Genomic DNA, 21,502 nt, shown 5'->3' on the forward strand with positions numbered 1-21,502 from the left:
ACAAGAAGGGGCGGCGTCCCCGTGTGAGGCCCGCCGCCATTGTCGCCTTATAACGCGTCGAGCGCCAGATTGAGTTCCAGCACGTTGACGATCCGGTCAGGTCCGAGAAACCCGCCGGGAGCGGAGGCTTCGCGCCGGACAAGATCCTCCACTGCGCCGATCTTGAAACCCCGCGCCTCGGCGATCCGGGGCACTTGATAGAGCGCGCCGGCCTCGGAGATATGCGGATCGAGCCCCGCGCCCGATGCGGCCGCCAGATCGGCGGGGAGCGGGTTGTCCGCTGTTGCGCCATAGGTCGCGACGACATCCTCGCCGCGCGCCGCAACGTCCGGGCTGGTCGGCGACCAGTTGGAGCCGCCAGCGCCCGCACCGTCATAATCGACGGCAGACGGACGCGGCCAGAAATAACCCGGCTGAGTGAAGGCCTGGGCGATCTGGCGGCTGCCGACGACCGTGCCGGCCTCGGCGACGATCAGCGAGCCTTCGGCGGTGTCCGGGGTGACGGCCTGGGCAAAAGCCCAGACCACTGTGGCGTAGCCGACGACGCAGATACCCATCGTCGCGACGGTTATGCGCAGGCTTGCAAGAAGAGCGTTCAGCATTTTTGTCTCCAGCTCTTTTAATTCGGGAACATCAGGTGTTCGGCGATCGGGCCGAGCGTAGCTGCCGGGAAGAAGGTCAGCGCGCCGACCACGACGACCGTGGCACCCAGCATGGTGGCGAATGTGCCGCCTTCGACACTGAGCGTGCCGGAGGATTCGGTGCTGCGCCGCTTGGAGGCGAGCGAGCCGACGATGGCGAGCGGCAGGATGATCGGGATGAAGCGTCCGAGCAGCATCACGATGCCGGTGAAGGTGTTCCACGGACCGGTGTTGTCGCCGAGACCCTCGAAACCCGAACCGTTATTGGCTGCGGCCGACGAGAACTCGTAGAGAATTTCCGAAAAGCCGTGCGACCCGGCATTGTTCAGGGCGTCGATGCCCCATGGCGTCGCCGCGAAGATCGCCGTACCGCCGAGGATGAAGAGGCCGTGTGCCAGAAGCGCGAAGAGCGACAACTTCACCTCCTTGGCCTCCACGCGCCAGCCCAGATATTCGGGCGTGCGGCCGATCATCATGCCGGCGATGAAAACGCCGACAACGATGTAGAGGAACATGTTGATCATGCCGACGCCGACGCCGCCGAAGGTGGCGTTGAGCCACATGCCGACCATCGGCATCATGCCGGTCATCGGGTTGAGGCTGTCATGCATGGAGCCGACCGAACCGTTGGAGGTCGAGGTCGTCAGGACGGACCAGAGCGGACCGCCGGTTGCGCCGAAGCGCAGTTCCTTGCCTTCAAGATTGCCGACATTCTGCTCGATCGGCAGGTTCGCGAAGGCCTGCGTCGGAGCCGTCTCGAATGTCACCGCGCCGGTGATCTTGACCGCAAGAAAGGCGAGCATGACGGCGAAGATGACCGCCGAGTGCTTGATGCGCCCGATGATGCGGCCAAACATCCACACGCACGCCATCGGGATCAGGAGGATAGCGACCATCTCGACGATATTCGTCCAGAAGGTCGGGTTTTCCAGCGGATGGGTCGAATTCGGGCCGAAGAAGCCGCCGCCATTGGTGCCGAGCTGCTTGATGGTAACGAAGGCGGCGACCGGTCCGCGCGCGATGATCTGCTGCGCGCCTTCGAGCGTCGTGGCGACCGCCGCACCGTTGAACGTCATCGGCACGCCGCCGAGGACGAGAAGTGCGGCAAAGACGAGCGCCAGCGGCAGGAGCACGAGGAACGCTGCGCGCTGAAGGTCGACGAAGAAGTTGCCGAAGCCGCGCCCGGCCAGACCGCGCGCCAGCGCGGCAAGAGCCGCGATGCCGGTGGCTGCCGAAACGAACTGGAGCCACATCAGTGCGCCGAGCTGCGACAGGTAGGAAAGCGAAACCTCACCCGAATAGTGCTGGAGGTTGGTGTTGGTGGTGAAGGACGCAGCCGTGTTGAAGATCAGATCGGCGCTCAACCCTTCCTTGCCGTCGGGATTGAGCGGCAGATATTGCTGGAAGGCGAGGATGCCGAAGGTCAGCGTGAACATGACCACGTTGAAGACCAGGATGGAAACCATGTAGCGCTTCCAGTCCTGGTCCTTGGCGGCCAGCGCGCCGCCGATGCCCTGGAATGCGCGGGTAGCAAAATTGACGCCTCCCGCCGGGTCCATCGCCCATTTCATGTATCGGCCAAGCGGCCAGGATAAAAGCGCCGTGCCGCCCACGATCAGGAGCACAAACAGTATCGGTTGAATAGTCATTGGATTACTCCGTCATCGCGCGGGCGTCAGGTCCGGTCGGCGGCGTTGGTCAGGACCAGAAGAAGGCCGAAAACCGCCAGTCCGAGGAGGAAAAAGACGAGTGTCATGGTTTGGTGTCCTTCGTTCAGGCAAGGCCGAGGGCGGTGATGATGACGTCGATGATCTTGATGCCGATGAACGGCACGATCAGGCCGCCGAGGCCGTAGATCAGGAGGTTGCGGCGCAGGAGCGCGTCGGCACCGACGGCCTTGTAGGCGACGCCCCGGAGCGCCAGCGGGATCAGCGCGACGATGATCAGAGCGTTGAAGATAATGGCCGACAGGATCGCGCTTTGCGGCGTCGAAAGGCCCATCACGTTCAGTGCCGAAAGCGGCGGATAGAGCGTGACGAACATCGCCGGCAGGACCGCGAAATACTTGGCCACGTCGTTGGCGATGGAGAAGGTCGTCAGCGCGCCACGCGTCATCAGAAGCTGCTTGCCGATCTCAACGATCTCGATGAGCTTGGTCGGGTCCGAGTCGAGGTCGACCATGTTGCCCGCCTCGCGCGCGGCAACCGTGCCCGTGTTCATCGCAACGCCGACATCGGCCTGCGCAAGCGCCGGCGCATCGTTGGTGCCGTCGCCGCACATGGCGACGAGCTTGCCCTTGGCCTGCTCCTCGCGGATCAGCGAGAGCTTGTTTTCCGGGGTCGCCTCGGCGAGAAAATCGTCGACGCCCGCTTCGGCCGCGATGGCCGCCGCCGTCATCGGGTTGTCGCCGGTGATCATCACCGTGCGGATGCCCATGCGGCGAAGCTCGGCGAAACGCTCGCTTATGCCGCCCTTGACGATATCTTTCAGGTAGATGACGCCGAGAAGCTGCCCGTCGCGCACGACGGCGAGCGGCGTGCCGCCCTTCTTTGCGACATCGTCGGCGATGACCTGAAGATCGCGCACGCTTTGCGCCGCCGTGCCGGGGCTACCTGTTGCGACCGTGGCAAGATCCACATGCTTCAACACCGCCTCGACTGCACCCTTGCGGATTGAAGAACCGTCGAGATCGACACCGCTCATGCGGCTTTGCGCCGTAAACGGCACGAAACTCGCATGGATGCTGGCCATGTCGCGGGCGCGAATGTTGTATTTCTCCTTCGCCAGAACGACGATGGAACGTCCTTCCGGCGTTTCGTCGGCCAGCGAGGCGAGCTGCGCCGCATCGGCCAGTTCCTCTTCGCTGACGCCCTTGACCGGCAGGAACTCCGTCGCCTGGCGGTTGCCGAGCGTGATCGTGCCGGTCTTGTCGAGAAGCAGCGTGTCGACGTCGCCCGCCGCCTCAACGGCGCGGCCGGACATGGCCAGCACGTTGAAACGCACGAGACGATCCATGCCCGCGATGCCAATGGCCGAGACGAGCGCGCCGATGGTTGTCGGGATGAGCGTGACGAACAGCGCCACCAGAACGACCACCGGAATGTAGCCGTCCGCATAGGCGGCAAAAGCCGGAATGGTGGCGGTTGCCAGCACGAATATCAGCGTCAGGCCGGCGAGAAGCACGTTGAGCGCGATTTCGTTCGGCGTCTTCTGGCGTTCGGCCCCTTCGACCAGCGAGATCATCCGGTCGATGAAGGTCGAGCCGGGGGCGGCTGTGATCTTCACCTTGATCCAGTCGGACAGGACCTGCGTGCCGCCGGTCACAGCCGATCGGTCACCGCCAGACTCGCGGATGACGGGCGCGGATTCGCCGGTGATCGCCGCTTCGTTGACCGAGGCGACGCCCGCGACGATCTCGCCGTCGGAGGGGATGATGTCTCTCGCCTCGACGAGCACGACGTCGCCGAGTTTGAGGCTGTTGCCTGGCACGATTTTGAAGTCGTCGCGGGCGGCATCCGCCAGAAGCTTGGCCTCGGTTTCCGTGCGTGTCTTGCGCAGGGATTCTGCCTGCGCCTTGCCGCGGCCCTCGGCCACGGCTTCGGCAAAATTGGCGAACAGCACCGTGAACCAAAGCCACAGGATGATCTGGAAGGAAAAGCCAAGGCCGTCCGCTCCGGTTACGAGGTCTTTCAAAAACAGAATTGTCGTCAGCAGGGAAACCACCGCGACGACGAACATCACGGGGTTCTTCGCCAGCGCGGCAGGTGAGAGTTTTTGGAATGCGCCCCCGATCGCGGGGACAAGTATGCGCGCATCGAAGATGCTCGCGGATTTCGACTGGCTCATAAGAGACTCCAGCTTTTCGGCAGAATGACGCATCACTGCGACACGCCAGTCATCAGGCGCGCCGTAATGCGGTCAGGTTTTGAGGGATCGCGTTGGGCGCCGCAGGCGATTCAGAATCGCTCGGGCTGCAAAAGCGCGTAGGTCAGATAGGCGGTGACGAACAACGTCACCGCCCCGCCCAGAATGTATTCGAGGATCATGTGTCCGGCCTCATCGTTGCCTGAAAGCAGTGCGGCGCTTTCGGATGATGCTTCCCTTGAGGCAAGCGGAGCGCCCGTTTCGGGCGACAGGCCATGCCGTTCAGAAGCTGCCGGAATATGGTCTCGAACCGCATAAAGGTTCGAGAGAGAGTGCGCGGCGAAGAAATAAAAATCCTATAGGAATTTCTGTCGTTGAAGAGGCCCCGACGCGCTCTTGCGCATCGCATATGAGCCAGTGGCTGCGATGGTTGTGCCTACCGCGAGGTGGCAGGAAAATGAAGATGCAGGACCATCCGGACCCGCGCTTCGCCCACTGCGACACCGCAACGATCTCGGTAAAATGAAGACATCCAGCCCGTCGGGGGCTGCCTCCCGGCTCAAATCATTGTACTCAAGCACTTCAGTACGACCACTGGCACCGAATGGAGCATGCACCATTTCACAGTTGCCGGCGTCTTTGATAAACGGAAGCTGCAGTGCAAGGTGATGGCATGACGAAACTTGAAACGATACGTGCCAAAACCGGCGTTGAAGGCCTGGATGATATTTTAAGTGGTGGCCTGACCGAAGGGCATGTGTTTCTGCTCGAAGGGAGCCCTGGAACTGGCAAGACGACCATTGCCCTCAATTTTCTGATCGAGGGAGAAAAGCTCGGCGAGCCCGGTCTTTATATAACACTTTCTGAAACTGAAGATGAGCTCAGGGCTGGCGCGGCCTCGCATGGCTGGGAACTCGGTCCGTTGATCAGTGTCTTTGAAGTCGTGCCGCCCGAAAGCCTGCTCAACGCCGACCAGCAGCAAAGCCTGCTGTACTCGTCCGATCTGGAGCTGGGCGAGACGACGCGACTGATCTTTGAGACCGTGGAGCGCGTGAAACCGAAGCGCATCGTGCTCGACAGTCTTTCCGAAATACGGCTGCTTGCCCAAGGCTCGTTGCGGTATCGACGACAAATCCTCGCGCTGAAACACTATTTTGCGCGTAGTGGCGGCACTGTCATCATGCTTGATGATTTGACGGCGGAAAGTGCCGACAAGACCGTTCACAGCGTCGTGCATGGCGTCGTTCATCTTGAGGAACTGGCCCCCGAATATGGCTCAGAGCGCCGTCGGGCGAGGATCACGAAATATCGTGGCACGGCCTATCGTGGCGGATATCACGATATGAAGATCGTGACGGGCGGGGTGGAGGTCTACCCGCGTCTCATCGCGCTCGAACACCGCACGGATTTCGATCGTCGGACGATGAGCAGCGGCGTCGCACAGTTGGATGCATTGCTCGGCGGCGGCATCGAACAGGGAACGAGTGCTCTTGTTCTGGGACCAGCAGGCGCGGGCAAGTCGCTCATTGCCATACAGTTCATCATGTCGGCTATAGCGCGCGGCGAAAAAGCCGCGATGTTCCTTTTCGACGAAGAGCTTGGACTGCTCTTCGATCGCATGAAGTCCATGGGTTTCGACCTTCCGGCCGAAATTGATCGCGGCATGCTCCACATCGAACAACTCGATGCGGCCGAACTTTCACCCGGGGAGTTTGCGCACCGCGTTCGCTACCATGTCTCCAAAACCCAGGCCAAGATGGTCTTGATCGACAGCCTCAATGGCTATCAGGCTTCGATGCCGGAAGAAAATTCGCTGATCCTCCACATGCATGAACTTTTGCAGTTTCTGAACAGGCAGGGCGCGACCACGATACTGACGGTCGCGCAGCATGGATTGGTAGGCGACATGAAATCGCCGGTCGACATAACCTATCTTGCCGATACCGTCGTCCTGCTTCGCTACTTCGAAGCGATCGGTAAAATGCGACGCGCCATATCCGTGGTGAAGAAGCGTGCGGGCCGCCACGAAGATACCATCCGTGAGTATAGCATCGGCGATAACGGCCTGACCGTCGGCCAACCCCTGGAACAGTTTCAGGGCGTTTTGAGAGGCGTCCCGACTTTTGTAGGTAAAGGCACCGACAATCTTTTGGATAATGCGGCGCGCTGACAATGCCAGGGTCCGTCCTCAATCCCCATGCGTTAATTTTGGCACCGGTCGGTCGCGATTCCGAAATAGCATCCTCCCTGCTCAAGGAAATCGCGGTCACGTCCAAGCAGGTTAAAGACATTTTCGGCCTTGTCGAAAGCCTTGCGGACAACGTGCTTTTCGTCGTTCTCACCGAAGAAACGCTGCGAACCAGCGATCTTCGTTCGCTTCAAAATTGGGCGCAAAATCAGCCGAGCTGGTCAGACCTGACTTTCATCATTTTGACAAATCATGGTGGCGGGCCCGAGCGGAACCCCGCAGCCGCGCGAATATCCGAGACGCTCGGAAACGTCACTTTTGTCGAACGTCCCTTTCATCCGACCACTTTCCTCAGTGTTGCCAAAACGGCGTTGAGGGGACGTCGCCGACAGTTCCAGAGCAGGACAACGCTGGACGAGTTGCGCGAAAGTGGAGAGCGTTTGTCGACCGCACTGGTCGCTGGCAGGCTCGGCTCGTGGGAACTGGACGTAGAGCGACTGGAACTCAGTGTTTCCGACTCCTGCAAAGCGACTTTCGGCCGTTCGTCCGAACAATTGTTCACTTATGACCATCTCCTGTCCAGCGTTCATCCAGATGATCGTGATCGGATGCGAGCTTCTGTACGGCGTACTATCGAAACAGGCGAAGACTATGCGATCGAGTATCGCACGATCTGGCCGGACGGCTCGCATCACTGGGCCGAAATTCGTGCGCGTCTGGTTCGTTCGGGAGGAAGAACGCGGATGGTCGGCGTCTCTGCGGACATTACTGCGCGAAAGGCTGCGGAGAGCCGACTTCTGCTCGAAAACGAGACTCTCGAAGCCCGCGTCGCCGAGCGCACGAGAGAGCTTGAAAAGGCACATAGCATCGCACTGGAGCAGATAGCCCAACGCGAAGCGGCCGAAGGAAAGCTTCGTCAGTCCCAGAAAATGGAAATGATCGGCCAATTGACCGGTGGTGTCGCTCACGACTTCAACAATTTGCTGATGGCTGTCCTGGGCAACCTTGACCTTCTGAAAAAACATTTGTCGTCCGACCCGCGCGCCATAAGGTTGATCGACGGGGCCTTGCAAGGCGCGCAACGGGGCGCATCCCTCACACAACGTCTTTTAGCCTTTGCCCGACGTCAGGATCTCAGCCTGGCGGTCACCGACCTTGGCGAACTCGTTTACAATATGACCCAGCTGATCGAGCGCACGACCGGCTCGATGATCGAACTCAAATTCGACCTGTCAGCGGAGCGCGCGCACGCCGAACTCGACATCAATCAGGTTGAACTTGCGCTTCTCAACCTTGTCGTGAATGCGCGCGATGCAATGCCGGAGGGAGGAAGTCTCTCCATCAAGGTCGACACGGGGCATTCGCCGTCAAACGCCGACATGGCCGAGCGCTTCGTGCGATTGTCGGTAACTGACACTGGCCATGGGATGGATAACGCCACGCTCGAAAAAGCGACCGAACCGTTTTTCTCGACCAAGGGCGTGGGCAAGGGAACGGGCCTCGGCCTTTCCATGATCCATGGACTGGTCGTTCAATTGGGCGGAGAGTTCAAACTGTCGAGCAAGGTTGGCGTCGGGACGACGGCCGAACTGTTCTTTCCCGAAACCACCAAGCAGCTTACGGCATCCACCGAAGTTGTGACCGCCACTCCGACCCCGGCGTTGTCATCCAAGCTGCGCATACTGATGGTCGATGACGATGTGCTCATCGCGATGAGCAGCGTCGATATGCTCGAAGATCTCGGACACGAGGTCGTGGAGGCTAATTCCGGGGAGGCGGCTCTACGTTATCTGGCCGAGAACGAAGTGTTCGATTTGATGATCACCGATTTTTCGATGCCCCGGATGAACGGCGCGCAGTTGGCGAAAGCTGCACGAGAGCTAAGGCCAAATCTGCCCATAATCCTCGCGACGGGATATGCGGAACTTCCCGACGGTTCCGAGATCGATCTGCCAAGACTCGGCAAGCCTTACACTCAGCAGCAGCTCGAGGCACAGATCGAAATGGTGACATCCCGGTGAAAGCCACCCACAGAAGATGAGTGAAGTGAGCCAAGTACGCTGATTACCTCATCGACGTGCGTTTTGGTTCCGTCGAAACCAGAAAAGATAATCAGGAACGCATGTCGTTTCCGATCCGTTGAGAATTCACCTCAGTGCAACAACGGAGATTATCATGTTCAAGAAATCTGCAGCCGCCATTGCGATGACCGCCGCTCTGTCGTTTGGTTCTGTCGCCTTTGCGCAAACGATGGTTGGCTCGCAGGAAGTGTCGGATGCCGACATGCCTGCCGTAACCACTCACTGCGAAACATTGGCTTCCAGCAACGCGCCTGCCGACCAGCCGCTGACGGATACGAATGTCGGTGTCGACAATTCCGCCGCTGCAACCGGTGCAGGGCCTGAAACTGCCGAAGGTGCAAGTGGTGTGGTCGACGTCGAAGTCATCACGCTTGCCGAGTGTGAGGCCGCTGGCCTGACCAGCAACTAATCGATGACTGATTAGCGCTAGCTATTGCGCCCGCTGCCGTCAGGTGGCGGGCGCTTTTGTGTCGCTTGCGGAACCCTGTTCTTAGTTACAGTCTGGCACCGATCCATCGCGCCTGAGCGATCTGAGACGCTCGTAAATAGGCCCAAAACGTCGGTTTCATCGCGTGAGGGAAGTCCGGCACCCGACATAGCCCATCCAAGGCGTGAGTGTGGCCCAACGCCTACCAATCCGGCAAATCGTGCCGCATGGTACGGTCCATCGACGTTCTGCGATCATTTTTGCCCAGTCCGGTCGAGAGCGGATACTTCCAACGGCAGCCGTGTTATCTGGTGACATGAGCATGTGCGACGATCCCGTTTATCATCCGCCTCTGGATCCTTACCTTTCCATCCTCCATCGCGACGACGATGTGTTGGTCCTCGACAAACCGAGTGGCCTTCTATCTGTGCCCGGCCGGCATCCGGCGCTTGCCGACAGTCTGACCTCAAGGGTTCAGCAGGCATTTCCTCATGCCAAACTTATTCATCGTCTGGACAAGGATACATCCGGGGTGGTGCTGGCATCCCTCACGCGGAATGCTCACTCGAAGGTGGCTGCACAATTCGAAGCGCGGACTACCCGTAAGTCGTATGTTGCTGAGGTTTGGGGGCGACCGACCGAAACGCAGGGAGACATCGATCTCCCGCTGGCATTAGACCCTGACGCAAAGCCCAGGCATCGTGTCGATCATCAGCACGGCAAACCGGCGCTGACCAGGTGGCGTGTTCTTTCCTATGGACCCAACAGCACACGCTTACAGCTAACCCCCGTGACCGGCCGTACCCACCAACTGCGCGTCCATCTCAAGGCGATCGGACATGTGATCCTCGGCGATGAGCTCTATGCACAAGGAGAAGCGCTGCACGCGGCGAGCCGTCTGCTCCTGCATGCCGAGACACTGAGCTTTCAGCATCCGAACGGCTCTGACGTCAGTTATTCGGCCCCGGTTCCATTTTGAGTGCGCGCTTATGCAAAAATTCGACCTGTCATCGCTTGTTGTCGATTTCGTGGGTGGTTCGGTCGGACATCGGCTGCGCGTGGGTGAAGGCCGGCGCCAGCCTCTTGCAAAGGCGGTGGGACTGACTGCCGGCTCAACACCCAAAATCGTCGATGCAACGGCCGGGCTTGGCAGGGATGCGTTCTTGCTGGCTTCTCTCGGAGCGGAGGTGACCTTGATAGAAAGGTCGCAGACGATGCACCGCCTTCTGGCCGAGGGGATGGAGCACGCGAGCACGGTGGGGGGAAAGGTGGCCGAGGTGATTAGGCGCATGACGCTGATCTATGGTGACGCACGCAGCCTGCTCCCTGAAATCGCTCCCCAGGTCGTGCTCGTCGATCCCATGCATCCACCTCGCAAAAACACCGCACTCGTCAAGAAGGAAATGCGGCTGATCCGCGAAGTCGTCGGGGTCGATGAAGACGCTGAAGAACTGATGCGCGTTGCTATTTCGAGCGCGCGCAATCGCGTTGTTCTGAAATGGCCACAGCGCGCCGACGCAATGGCTTCGCTCCCTCGGCCGTCCTATCAAATCGCGGGGAAAAGCACCCGATACGATGTCTTCGTCAAAGCCAACCTTGCAAACGAGGTGCAGCCGGTCTTGCCAATACAACAGACCGGTAAGCATTGAACGCACTATGATGACGGACATGCGGGACCGGGGTCGGCAGGCCGGCGCGGCGACGGATTATGGCTGCGGCGGGTGTTTTGCGTTCAAACTGCTCCCGATCTGCGCTTCAATCGCAGCCTTGTCGATAATCGACCTGACCGACACAATCTTGTTCGACCTGAATTCATAAAAGGCATGCTCGGCAAACAACACGCGCTGACCATCGACTGGAAGGCCGAGAAACTGCCTGTCGCTCGAAAATGTTACCCGAAGTCAGGCTGATTCTCAGCCACCCCATCCATCAACTGATGAAGTGAAAACGGCAGCTATTTCAGCAATATAAAGGATAATTCACTTTCAGAAAGGTGGTGCCCAGGAGAGGACTCGAACCTCCACGCCTCGCGGCACACGGACCTGAACCGTGCGCGTCTACCAATTCCGCCACCTGGGCCGGAGCGCGTTGGAACACGCCCGCGAACGCTTGGAGGATTGGCAAGAGGTCTCCTAGCGCGCCGCCGATGTAAGCGGGGACGCGTATCGTGTCAACGTCAAAACGGGGACCGCCGGCAAATTAGCGGGAAAGGCCCAGAACATCTCGCATCGAGTAAAGCCCGGGCTTCTTCTCGCGCGCCCAAAGCGCGGCCTGAACCGCGCCGCGCGCGAAGATCGCGCGGTCTTCCGCCTGATGGGAAAGCGTCACACGCTCGCCTGTGCCGGCGAGAATCACCGAATGGTCTCCGACCACCGAGCCGCCACGCAAGCTTGCGAAACCGATCGTTCCGGCTTCGCGCGCGCCCATATGCCCGTCACGTACGCGCACGGAGTTTTCGGCAAGATCGACGCCGCGTCCTTTCGCTACTGCCTCGCCCAGAAGAAGCGCGGTTCCTGACGGCGCGTCGACCTTATGGCGATGATGCATTTCCAGCACTTCGATGTCGAAATCGGATGCGGCAAGCGCCCGGGCGGCGTCTTCGACCAGCGCCGCGAGAAGATTGACGCCAAGGCTCATATTGCCCGACTTGACGATGGTGGCGTGGCGGGCGGCAGCGAGGATCGCCGCATCGTCCTGCGGCGAACATCCGGTCGTGCCGATCACGTGGATGATGCGCGCCTGCGCGGCGTAGCCGGCATATTCGACGCTCGCCGCAGGGCTGCTGAAGTCGATCACGCCATCGGCCTTGGCGAAGAGCGGCAGCGGATCGTCGGTGATCGAAACGCCGATTGAGCCGAGCCCGGCGATCTCGCCCGCATCCCGTCCGATATGATCGGAGCCCTTCCGGTCGAGTGCGCCGACGACAACGACACCATCCGTTTCGACTATGGTGCGAAGGATCGCCTGTCCCATCCGGCCGGCAGCGCCGACCACGACCACGCCCATCTCGCTCATGCCTGCTTCTCCCCGGCCTTGTGCGTATCGTCGACGAGTTCGAGACTGCGCTCGCCCTGAAGCCGATGGAAGCGCGCGTAAAGCCCGGCAGCATCGGCGATCAGTTCGCGGTGCGCGCCCTTTTCGACGACGCGGCCTTCCTCCATCACGACGATCGTGTCCGCATTGACGACTGTCGACAGACGGTGCGCGATGACGATGGTCGTGCGCCCCTTCATAACCGTCTCCAGCGCTTCCTGCACGCGTGCCTCAGATTCATTATCGAGCGCCGAGGTTGCCTCGTCGAGCAGAAGGATCGGCGCATTGCGCACGATGGCGCGGGCGATCGACAGGCGCTGGCGCTGGCCGCCAGACAAGGTAACGCCGTTTTCGCCCACGAGCGTGTCGTAGCCGGCTGCGGTTCCGGCGATGAAATCCTGCGCGTTGGCCAGCCGCGCGGCTTCCTCGATTTGCGCATCCGAGGCGTCGGGGCGGCCGTAGCGGATATTGTCACGGATCGTGCCTTCGAAGAGGTAGGGATGTTGCGAGACATAGGCGATCTTCGCGCGTAGCGACGATTTTGTGACGTGGGCGATGTCCTGCCCGTCGATCTCGATGCGACCCGAATCCAGATCGTAAAAGCGCTGGACGAGCGCGACGAGCGTCGACTTGCCCGCACCGGAGGAGCCGACGATGGCCGTCACCTTGCCGGGCGCCGCCTCGAAAGAAACATCGCGCAGAACCGGCTTTTCCCGCGAATAGGAAAAGGACACATCACGGAACGCGATGCCGCCGGCAGCTACATCGAGAGGCACCGCGCCGGGCGCGTCGCGCTGCGGCGGTTCCATGTCGAGAAGCTCGTAGATCATGCGCGCATTGACCAGCGAACGCTCCAGATTGACCTGAACGCGCGCAAGACGGCGTGCCGGATCGTAGGCCAGAAGCAGCGCCGTGATGAAGGCGAAGACGGAGCCGGGCGACTGGCCGGCCGATGCGGCGCGATAGGCCGCATAGCCTATGACGCCGGCGATGGCGAAGCCGGCCAGCATCTCGGTGATCGGGGTCAGGCGCTCGGACACGCGCGCGATCCGGTTGGCGCGGTTTTCCGCATAGGCGGCGAGATCGGCCATTTTGGCCGAAAGCTGCTCTTCCATCGTGAATGCCTTGACGATGGATATGCCCTGTACGGTCTCCTGCATGGCGCCGAACAGATGCGAATTCACCTCGACCGATTCACGTGTGACACGGCGCAAGCGGCGCATCAGATAGTTGACCGAGTAGACCAAAGGCGGGCCGATCAGAAGCCCGATCATCGACAGGAGCGGGTCCTGCATGATCATGACCCCGACAAGCGCGATCAGCGACACCGCATCGCGCGCGATGGATGTCAGCGTAATCGACAGCATGTCGCGAATGCCGGTGACGTTCTGGCTGATCTGCGCGGCGAGGTGGCCCGAGCGCGCGCTCGAATAAAAATCGAGCCCGAGCTTCATCAGATGGTCGAACAGGCGTTGCTGGTAGCGCGCGACGAGATTGTTGCCGATCTTGGCGAGGATCACCGCCTGCCCGTAGCTGGCGATGCCCCGGATCGCGAAGGCGACGACGATCGCGCCGCAGATATAGGGTACGAGCCCGTAATTCTCGCGGTAGAAGATCTCGTCGACGATGTCGCGCATGATCCACGCGCTGAACGCGGTCGTGGCCGCGACGGCGAGCAGGCAAACCGTCGCCAGCCCGTATTGGCCCATGTAGTCGCGGCCGTTTTCGGACAGAATGCGCCTGATGACCGCGACGATCTCGCCCGGCTCGGGCTTGCGCTGTTGATTGTCGACCTGTGCCAAGGCTGGCGGTTTCCCGTTTTCGTGCCGGCTCGGATGCGGCTGCCAGCCTATGCAGGCTGAATGCTGCGGATGCAATCGGCAAATGGCCTCATCCAGCTTTCCCGCCGCGCCAGTGGCGGCCGGTGGTGCGGATATGAAACGCTTGCGGCGTTCGCGCATAGGCGGCCAGCCCGACAAGCGCCGCCAGCGGGTGCGTCATGACGAAGACCGGCAATCCGCGCATCAATGCCGAATGCGGAGCCTTGTCCTCGAACGCCTCGCGAAAACGCGGATGCCCGAGCGCCGAAACAATTTTTTGCGCAATACCGCCGGTCAGATAGATGCCGCCCCGCGCCATGAAGATCAGCGCCAGATCGCCGGCAAGGCGACCAAGGCAGGTAACGAAAATGTCGAGGGCCTCCTCGGCCACGCCATCGTTTTTCGCTAGCGCCGCACTGGTTATTGCCGCCGGCGTGGCAAGGGGGGTCGGCACCGCGTCGGCCGCCGCAACGGCTCGGTAAAGATTGACCAGACCGCGCCCGCACAGCATCTGCTCGCCCGAAATGCGTCCGTCGATCCGTTCGATATGCGGGAAGACATGAAAATCGCGCGGCGTGCGAGGCCCCATGTCGACATGACCACCCTCGCCGGGAACGGGTATCCAGACGCCATTCGCGTTGACGAGCCCGGCGACGCCCAGTCCTGTACCCGGCCCCAGAACAACGCGGCTGGCATCGGGGTCCACCGCGCCGCCGCCGATCTGCACGAGATGCTCCGGCCCGATCGCGACCACTGCCAGCGCCTGCGCCTCGAAATCGTTCAGGATGACGACTTCGGAAAAGCCGAGGCGTTCGATCAACAGGTCCGGGCGAACGGTCCACGGGCTGTTCGTCAGCCGGATTTCATTTCCCGTGACGGGTGCGGCGATCGCCAGCACCACCGAGTGCGGCCTGACCGTGCTGCGCGCCAGCACGGCTTCCTCGATCGCGACGTCGATATCCGGGAAATCCGAGGTCGCCACGTTTGGTAAGTCGATCGCCTCGGCATCAGGCGCAGGCAGGATCGCGAACCGTGCGTTGGTTCCGCCGATATCGCCGACAAGGACGGGAAAATGCAGGACGCCTGCGGCGTCGGTCTCAACAGGCATGGAAAATTGCCGCACATGACGTCTGGATCAAGGCTCCTTGAAGGTCACACGCGCGCGCCCGAGTCAAGGCTGAGGGCGCGGCATCGGCAAGGGGATGCGGCTTTCGGGGGTCGGCGCATAGGCGCTGGCGGCGACAGGCGCGCCCGTCGCGGCGATCGTGCGACCCGGTCCGGTCACAGTGACGGCCGCCTCGGATTGCGGGGCCGGCGCGTCGAGCACGGCGCGACATTCGCGCGGCAGATCCGAAATGCGCATCACGTCGCGCGCGCGCGGCTGCTGCGGGCCGGTCGCAGGACGCCACGGCTCCTCGGTGAACCACCAGGCAAGCGACGAATCGCACCCATCGCCGCGCCCGATCGGCTCCTGACGACGACAATTCGGCGAGCCGGCGGGACAACCGATGCGGACATGGAAATGCGAATCGTGCCCCCAGAAAGGGCGCACCTTGCCGAGCCATGACCGGTCACCCGTCACCGTGTCGCACAGCTTCTTCTTGATGCCGGGATGCACGAGAATGCGCTCGACCTCTGGATAAGACGCCGCGCGGCGCAGAATACCGGCATGAGCGGGCGTCCATTTGCGATCGTCCACCGTCAGCGCGCCATCGCGAATCATCGAGACGAATTCCATGTTTTCGCGCTCGCGCGTCGAAAGCCGGCGCTGCGGCATGGGCTGGAACCATATGTCGACATCGAGGCCAAGCTGGTGCGAGGCGTGACCCGACAGCATCGGGCCACCGCGCGGCTGCGAAATATCCCCGACGAGAAGGCCCGGCCAGCCATCTGCTGTCGCCTCGCGCGACAGGCGTTCGACCAGATTGACGAGGTTGGGATGGCCCCAGCGGCGGTTTCGCGACAGGCGCATGGCCTGCCATTGCGGTCCGTCGGTCGCGATCGCGACACCACCGGAAAAACAGCCTTTCGAATAGGAACCGTAAACGCTGGCCTGCGTCGCGGCGGGCAGCGGCGTATTGCCGAAGAGATCCTTGGCCAGCGGATCGGCGACGGCCGGCGCGGCCATCAGCACGCTCAAAAGCATCGCTACGGATTGCACCAGCCTACCCAATTTCATCGCATCTCTCCCGGAATCGTCTGTTCCCAGCCTTGCGCCGAATGGTTACCGCAATCCTAACGTGGATCGCGCTAGCGCCAAGTACCGTCGCGCCACATTGCGTCGAGCGCGTCGGGATAGGCGGGATATCTGAACGAATAGCCCGCCGCCTTCAACTTCGCATTCGAGACGCGCTTGTTCTCACCGTAGAAAGACCGCGCCATCGGCGTCATCTCAGCTTCGGCGAAAGGCGTTTCGGGCGGAGGCGGCACGTTCATCAGCTCGGCCGCGTGGAGTACCACATCCTGCGGCGGAGCCGGCTGATCGTCCGTCACGTTAAAGATGCCGTCCGCCTCTTGCCCCGCGAGATGGGCCAGCGCGCCTGCGATATCGTCGACATGGATGCGGTTGAAGACCTGCCCCTGCTTGACGATCCGCTTTGCTGTCCCCCGCTCCAGATTGACAAAGGCGTTGCGACCGGGACCGTAGATGCCCGACAGGCGCAGGATGGAAAGCGGCACGTTTATGCAGGCGGCTTGTTCGGACCATGCGCGCTCGGCATCGACCCGCTGGATCGAGCGTTTCGAGACCGGCCTGCATTGGCTTTCCTCGTCAACCCAGCCGCCGCCATGATCGCCATAAACGCCGACGGTCGACAGATAGCCGATCCATCGAAGCTTCGGCATCGACGTAGCCGCGACGACGAAAAGCGCCGGGTCGCCGCCATCGCCAGGCGCTATCGATATGACGAGATGGGTCGTTTCGCCCAGAGCGGAGCTTCCGGCAGCATCGAGCGTGCCGTCGAACAATAACGGCTCGATGCCAACGGCGCGTAGCCCTTCCAGCTTATCGGCGCTGCGCGTCGTACCGAAAACCCTGTCGCCATTTTCGAGCGCGCGTCGGGCGAACGCTTTGGCGGAATAACCGGCACCGAACAGGAAAAAGGTCCGCGTCATGCAGGCTCCATCGCGTTTGTCCATTCCGCTCTCACGGTGTCGTCCGTTTCACTTGGCAGACGCGCTTTCGAAAGCTGTTCAAACTGCGCCGGCTGCGAAATGCGCGAAAGCGCCCACACAGCCGCACCGCGCACCAGCGGCGCGGGATCGGCCAGCAGCGCCTCGACATACGGCACCAGCGACGTATCGCCCGAGTTTCCCGCCGCGATCAGCACGTTGCGGATAAAGCGGTCGCGCCCGATCCGCTTGATCGACGAACCGGAAAACTTTTCGCGAAATCCTGCATCGTCCAGCATCAGCAGTTCGGCAATTGCGGGTGCGGCCAGATCGTCGCGCGCGGCGAGCTTCGCCTCGCTGGCTTCCTTGGCGAATTTGTTCCACGGGCAAACCGCAAGGCAATCGTCGCACCCATAGATGCGGTTGCCCATCAGGGGCCGGAATTCGGGCGGGATCGATCCCTTGTGCTCGATCGTCAGATACGAGATGCAGCGGCGCGCGTCCAACTGGTAGGGCGCTGGAAAGGCGGCCGTCGGGCAGATGTCGAGACAAGCGCGGCACGAGCCGCAATGATCGATCTCCGCCATGTCAGGCTCAAGGTCGGCCGCCGTGAAGATCGAGCCGAGAAACAGCCACGATCCGAACTCGCGGCTGACGAGATTGGTGTGCTTGCCTTGCCAGCCAAGGCCCGCCGCCGCCGCAAGCGGCTTTTCCATGACAGGAGCTGTGTCAACGAAGACCTTGACCTCGGCACCCGTGCGGGCGGCGAATTTCTGGGCCAGCGTCTTCAGCTTTCCCTTGATGACGTCGTGATAGTCGCGATTGCGTGCATAGACGGAAATCGCCGCCCGATCCCGACGCTCCAGAAGCGCCAGCGGGTTTTCGTCCGGCCCGTAATTCATGGCCAGCATGATGACCGAGCGTGCTTCAGGCCAAAGAGCATTGGGATGGGAACGGCGCTCGGCCGTTTCGGCCATCCACTCCATCGTGCCGTGGCGGCCTTTTTCCACGAAGGTGCGAAGTCGCGAAGCGGCCGGCCACCCCGCCTCAGGACGCGCGATCCGCACCGCGTCGAACCCGAGCGCACGGGCCTCGCCTTCGATGAATTCCCGAAGACGCGCCGCCGGAACGGGGTTTCGGGGAGCGGTCATGTCAGAAATCCAGATCGGCGTAGTGCGAAGCGGGCGTCAGCCCACGGATTCGATCGGCGAGCAGCGGCCGGAAGGATGGCCGGGACTTCATGCGCGTATACCATTCTCTCGCCGCGCCGTGCTCGGACCATTCGATCTCGCCCATATAATCGAGCACCGATATGGCGGCGGCGGCGGCAAGGTCGGCATAGGTCAGGCGCGGCCCGGCAAGCCAGTTTCGGGTGCCGGCGAGCCAGTTCGTATATTTCATGTGCTGGCGTATGTTCGCGCGGGCGGCGCGGATCGCGGCCGAATTGGGCGAGCCGCCACCCTGTTCGGTCGGCATATGCGGCTTCAGCGCGCGCTCGCGAACCAGATGCTTCGTAACCTCGCCATCGGTCTTGACCAGATACCATTCGACCAGACGGCGGATTTCAGCGCGCGTGACCGGGTTTTCAGCCATCAGCCGCTTGTCGCGCTTCAGCGCGCCGCGCGTCTCATCGACATATTCGGCGATGACGGATGCGCCGACGATCGGCTCATCGGCTTCGGCCAGAAGAACGGGAAGCGTCGCGGCCGGGTTAAGCTGCAAAAACTCCCTGCGCCGCGCCCACGGCTTTTCCTCGATCAGGGACAACTCCTCGCCATATTCGCCGAAAGCCAGGCGGATGAAACGGCAGGGCGCATAGAGCGGATGATGGAAAAGGGTCAGCATTGGCACTCGAACTCATGAATGGGCGGTGCGTCGCAGGGCGAGGAAAGGGTATGGCCTTTTCGCGCTTCGGCGGATAATCCTCGGCGCGGTTTCGGATTCGACCACGCCGATGCGGGCCAGAGCTATAGGCAAGCAGCGCGCGCGTGACAAGCGAACCTTTGTGACGGGAGCATGGGGACCGGTAAGCGGCATCCGCCGATCGGACCTGTCCGATGCTCCTTCCGAGATTCGGATCGTGGCGGTGCCGGCCCTCCCAAGCGGCGCCTCGCGATCCCTGCCCGCGCCGGAGTGTTCATGGACGAACAATCGCTTCTCATCGCAGCCTTCCTCGGTATCCTTGAGGGGCTGACGGAATTCATTCCCGTTTCATCGACCGGCCACCTTTTGCTGGCGGGCCATTTTCTTGGCTTTCAATCGACGGGCCGCAGCTTCGAGGTGCTGATCCAGCTCGGCGCGATCCTCGCCATCGTCAGCGTCTATTTCGCGCGGCTTTGGCACCTTGCCGTCACGCTGCCGAACAATCGCGAAACGCAATATTTCGTCGGCGGCATCCTGCTCGCCTTCATGCCGGCGGCGGTGATCGGCGTGTTCGCACATGATTTCATCAAGACAGTCCTGTTCGAAACGCCGATGGTGGTATGCGTTTCGCTCATTATCGGCGGCTTCATCCTGCTGTGGATCGACAAGCGCCCGATGGAATCGAAATACACGCATGTCGCGGAATTTCCGCTGTCCGTGTGCTTTCGTATCGGGCTCATCCAGTGCCTGGCGATGATCCCCGGCACGTCGCGGTCGGGCGCTACCATCGTCGGCGCGCTCTTGATGGGCGCGGACAAGCGTTCGGCGGCGGAATTTTCCTTCTTCCTCGCCATGCCGACCATGGCCGGCGCGTTCACCTACGACCTGTTCAAGAACCGCGACATCCTGTCCGGCGACGATCTTTGGATCATCACGGTCGGTTTCATCACGGCCTTCATCGCAGCGGTCTTCGTCGTGCGCTATCTGCTCGATTTCGTTGCGAAGCGCGGCTACACGCCGTTCGCACTTTGGCGCATCTTCATCGGCACGGTCGGCATGATCGCGCTGCTCGTCTTCGGCTGATCAGTATTTTCCAGACGGATGTCTGCGACGCCGGGTCGTTCGACCCGGCTGCATCATACTTTCGACGCGACGATCTTGGGCTTCGGACGCTGGCGCTTGCCGGCTCCCGGATTGCTGGCCATGAAATCCACGATGCGCGGCACGATCTCGGCGCGGAAACGCGAGCCGTTGAAGACGCCGTAATGGCCGACCTTGGGCTGCATGTAGTGCGCCCGCATATCATCAGGGATGTTGACGCATAAATCGTGCGCCGCCTTCGTCTGGCCGATGCCCGAAATATCGTCGTTCTCGCCCTCGACGGTCAAAAGCGCGACATTGCGGATGGCCGACGGGTCGACCAGTTCTCCGCGATGGCGCATCTCGCCCTTGGGAAGCGCATGCTCGACGAACACGGTCTCGACGGTCTGTAGATAGAATTCGGCCGTCAAATCCATGACCGCGAGATATTCGTCATAGAAATCGCGGTGCTTTTCGGCCGGCTCCCCGTCGTCTTTGACGAGGTGCATGAAGAAGTCCTTGTGCGCGATGATATGGCGATCGAGATTCATGCTCATGAAGCCCGAAAGCTGCAGGAAACCCGGATAGACCGAGCGCATGAAGCCGGGTTCGGGCCACGGCACCTGCATGATGACGTTGTCGCGGAACCAGTCGATCCCCTTTTCCTCGGCAAGCTTGTTGACCGCTGTCGGGTTCCGGCGCGTGTCGATCGGGCCGCCCATCAGGGTCATCGAGGCGGGTGCAAATCGGTCCCCCCGCGCTTCCATGACCGCCGCAGCCGCAAGGACCGGCACGGAAGGCTGGCAGACGGCCATGACATGCGTGTCGGGGCCAAGATGGTGGAGCATCTCGATCACGTAGTCGACATAATCATCGAGGTCGAACCGGCCTTCGGCAACGGGAACCATGCGCGCATCGGTCCAGTCGGTGATGTAGACCTCGGCATGCTGGATCATCGATTCGACCGTGCCACGCAACAGCGTCGCATAGTGGCCCGACATCGGCGCGACGATCAGCAGCTTCGGGTCCGCCTTGCGACCCTTGGGCAGCGCGCGATCGAAATGGATGAGATTGCAGAACGGCTTATTCCAGACGACCCGCTCGCTCACAGCGACGGTGTCGAACGCGACTTTCGTCTCCGTGATCCCAAAGGCGGGCTTCGAATAGCGCCGCGTCGTGCGCTCGAACATCTCCGCGCCGGCCGCGATGGTCCGACCGACCGGCGTATGCGACAGTGGATTGAGCGGATTGGAATAAAGCAGCTTCACCGTATCGGCAAAGGCGCGCGCCGGCTGGAGCGCTGCGTGGTTCAATTCGTAAAACTGGTAGTACATGCTTTTGCCCCGGATAGCCTCGGCCGGCGATGAGCCGTACGGTCGGGGCTGTTGTTGTCC

18 protein-coding genes, 1 tRNA gene and 2 pseudogenes are annotated in these 21,502 nt (G+C 61.5%); 7 read left to right on the forward strand and 14 right to left on the reverse strand.

Annotated features, from left to right (window positions below):
• Window positions 1-47 precede the first annotated feature (47 nt).
• From ACX82Z_RS19125 to kdpF, 4 genes are all read right to left on the reverse strand, one after another.
• Complete coding sequence (locus tag ACX82Z_RS19125; protein WP_459590622.1) at window positions 48-602, reverse strand: potassium-transporting ATPase subunit C; 555 nt, start codon at window positions 600-602, stop codon at window positions 48-50.
• A 17-nt stretch (window positions 603-619) separates the two neighbouring features.
• Window positions 620-2,290, reverse strand: a complete 1,671-nt coding sequence (kdpA, locus tag ACX82Z_RS19130; protein WP_459590623.1) for a potassium-transporting ATPase subunit KdpA — start codon at window positions 2,288-2,290, stop codon at window positions 620-622.
• A 124-nt stretch (window positions 2,291-2,414) separates the two neighbouring features.
• A complete protein-coding gene (gene kdpB, locus ACX82Z_RS19135) occupies window positions 2,415-4,487 on the reverse strand; it encodes a potassium-transporting ATPase subunit KdpB (protein WP_459590625.1) in 2,073 nt (690 codons plus the stop codon).
• A gap of 110 nt (window positions 4,488-4,597) precedes the next feature.
• On the reverse strand, window positions 4,598-4,687 hold the full coding sequence (gene kdpF / locus ACX82Z_RS19140; RefSeq protein WP_459590626.1) for a K(+)-transporting ATPase subunit F: 90 nt from the start codon (window positions 4,685-4,687) through the stop codon (window positions 4,598-4,600).
• A 491-nt stretch (window positions 4,688-5,178) separates the two neighbouring features.
• Between kdpF and ACX82Z_RS19145 the strand changes: the two genes are divergently transcribed.
• The 6 genes and pseudogenes from ACX82Z_RS19145 to ACX82Z_RS19170 all read left to right on the forward strand — a co-directional run bounded on the left by ACX82Z_RS19145 (window position 5,179) and on the right by ACX82Z_RS19170 (window position 10,850).
• On the forward strand, window positions 5,179-6,675 hold the full coding sequence (locus ACX82Z_RS19145) for an ATPase domain-containing protein (RefSeq protein ID WP_459590628.1): 1,497 nt from the start codon (window positions 5,179-5,181) through the stop codon (window positions 6,673-6,675).
• A 2-nt stretch (window positions 6,676-6,677) separates the two neighbouring features.
• Window positions 6,678-7,430 (forward strand): annotated as a pseudogene (locus ACX82Z_RS19150) (PAS domain-containing protein); the annotation flags it as partial.
• Between the two features lie 192 nt (window positions 7,431-7,622).
• Window positions 7,623-8,714, forward strand: a complete 1,092-nt coding sequence (locus tag ACX82Z_RS19155; protein WP_459911887.1) for an ATP-binding protein — start codon at window positions 7,623-7,625, stop codon at window positions 8,712-8,714.
• A 154-nt stretch (window positions 8,715-8,868) separates the two neighbouring features.
• On the forward strand, window positions 8,869-9,183 hold the full coding sequence (locus ACX82Z_RS19160) for a hypothetical protein (RefSeq protein WP_459590629.1): 315 nt from the start codon (window positions 8,869-8,871) through the stop codon (window positions 9,181-9,183).
• A 334-nt stretch (window positions 9,184-9,517) separates the two neighbouring features.
• A complete protein-coding gene (locus ACX82Z_RS19165) occupies window positions 9,518-10,180 on the forward strand; it encodes an RluA family pseudouridine synthase (RefSeq protein ID WP_459590630.1) in 663 nt (220 codons plus the stop codon).
• A gap of 10 nt (window positions 10,181-10,190) precedes the next feature.
• A complete protein-coding gene (locus ACX82Z_RS19170) occupies window positions 10,191-10,850 on the forward strand; it encodes a class I SAM-dependent methyltransferase (protein WP_459590631.1) in 660 nt (219 codons plus the stop codon).
• A 57-nt stretch (window positions 10,851-10,907) separates the two neighbouring features.
• On the opposite strand, the pseudogene ACX82Z_RS19175 reads toward ACX82Z_RS19170, so the two are convergent.
• The 9 genes and pseudogenes from ACX82Z_RS19175 to ACX82Z_RS19215 form a co-directional block, all read right to left on the reverse strand.
• Window positions 10,908-11,072: pseudogene (locus ACX82Z_RS19175) on the reverse strand (ester cyclase); the annotation flags it as partial.
• Between the two features lie 123 nt (window positions 11,073-11,195).
• Window positions 11,196-11,280 (reverse strand) — tRNA-Leu (locus ACX82Z_RS19180).
• A gap of 120 nt (window positions 11,281-11,400) precedes the next feature.
• Window positions 11,401-12,216: a 4-hydroxy-tetrahydrodipicolinate reductase gene (gene dapB / locus ACX82Z_RS19185; RefSeq protein WP_459590633.1), complete on the reverse strand. Its 816-nt coding sequence runs from the start codon at window positions 12,214-12,216 to the stop codon at window positions 11,401-11,403.
• A complete protein-coding gene (locus ACX82Z_RS19190; protein WP_459911889.1) occupies window positions 12,213-13,943 on the reverse strand; it encodes an ABC transporter ATP-binding protein in 1,731 nt (576 codons plus the stop codon). Before ACX82Z_RS19190 ends, dapB begins: the two co-directional genes overlap by 4 nt.
• A 181-nt stretch (window positions 13,944-14,124) precedes the next feature.
• Window positions 14,125-15,162 carry a glucokinase gene (locus ACX82Z_RS19195; protein ID WP_459590634.1) on the reverse strand — a complete coding sequence of 346 codons (1,038 nt, stop codon included), beginning with the start codon at window positions 15,160-15,162 and terminating at the stop codon, window positions 14,125-14,127.
• A gap of 63 nt (window positions 15,163-15,225) precedes the next feature.
• Window positions 15,226-16,233: a penicillin-insensitive murein endopeptidase gene (gene mepA / locus ACX82Z_RS19200; protein ID WP_459590635.1), complete on the reverse strand. Its 1,008-nt coding sequence runs from the start codon at window positions 16,231-16,233 to the stop codon at window positions 15,226-15,228.
• A 71-nt stretch (window positions 16,234-16,304) separates the two neighbouring features.
• Window positions 16,305-17,168 (reverse strand): NAD(P)-dependent oxidoreductase, encoded by an 864-nt coding sequence (locus ACX82Z_RS19205; protein ID WP_459590636.1) that lies wholly within the window; start codon window positions 17,166-17,168, stop codon window positions 16,305-16,307.
• Window positions 17,165-18,316 (reverse strand): tRNA epoxyqueuosine(34) reductase QueG, encoded by a 1,152-nt coding sequence (queG, locus tag ACX82Z_RS19210; RefSeq protein ID WP_459590637.1) that lies wholly within the window; start codon window positions 18,314-18,316, stop codon window positions 17,165-17,167. The genes ACX82Z_RS19205 and queG overlap by 4 nt, the downstream gene beginning before the upstream one ends.
• Before the next feature lies 1 nt (window position 18,317).
• Window positions 18,318-19,010, reverse strand: a complete 693-nt coding sequence (locus ACX82Z_RS19215; protein ID WP_459590639.1) for a glutathione S-transferase family protein — start codon at window positions 19,008-19,010, stop codon at window positions 18,318-18,320.
• A 294-nt stretch (window positions 19,011-19,304) separates the two neighbouring features.
• On the opposite strand from ACX82Z_RS19215, the gene ACX82Z_RS19220 reads away from it, so the two are divergent.
• Complete coding sequence (locus ACX82Z_RS19220) at window positions 19,305-20,111, forward strand: undecaprenyl-diphosphate phosphatase (RefSeq protein ID WP_459590640.1); 807 nt, start codon at window positions 19,305-19,307, stop codon at window positions 20,109-20,111.
• A gap of 53 nt (window positions 20,112-20,164) precedes the next feature.
• On the opposite strand, the gene ACX82Z_RS19225 is transcribed toward ACX82Z_RS19220, so the two are convergent.
• Window positions 20,165-21,442 carry a polyhydroxyalkanoate depolymerase gene (locus ACX82Z_RS19225; RefSeq protein ID WP_459590641.1) on the reverse strand — a complete coding sequence of 426 codons (1,278 nt, stop codon included), beginning with the start codon at window positions 21,440-21,442 and terminating at the stop codon, window positions 20,165-20,167.
• Window positions 21,443-21,502 lie beyond the last annotated feature (60 nt).

Source organism: Aliihoeflea sp. PC F10.4 (assembly GCF_054612275.1).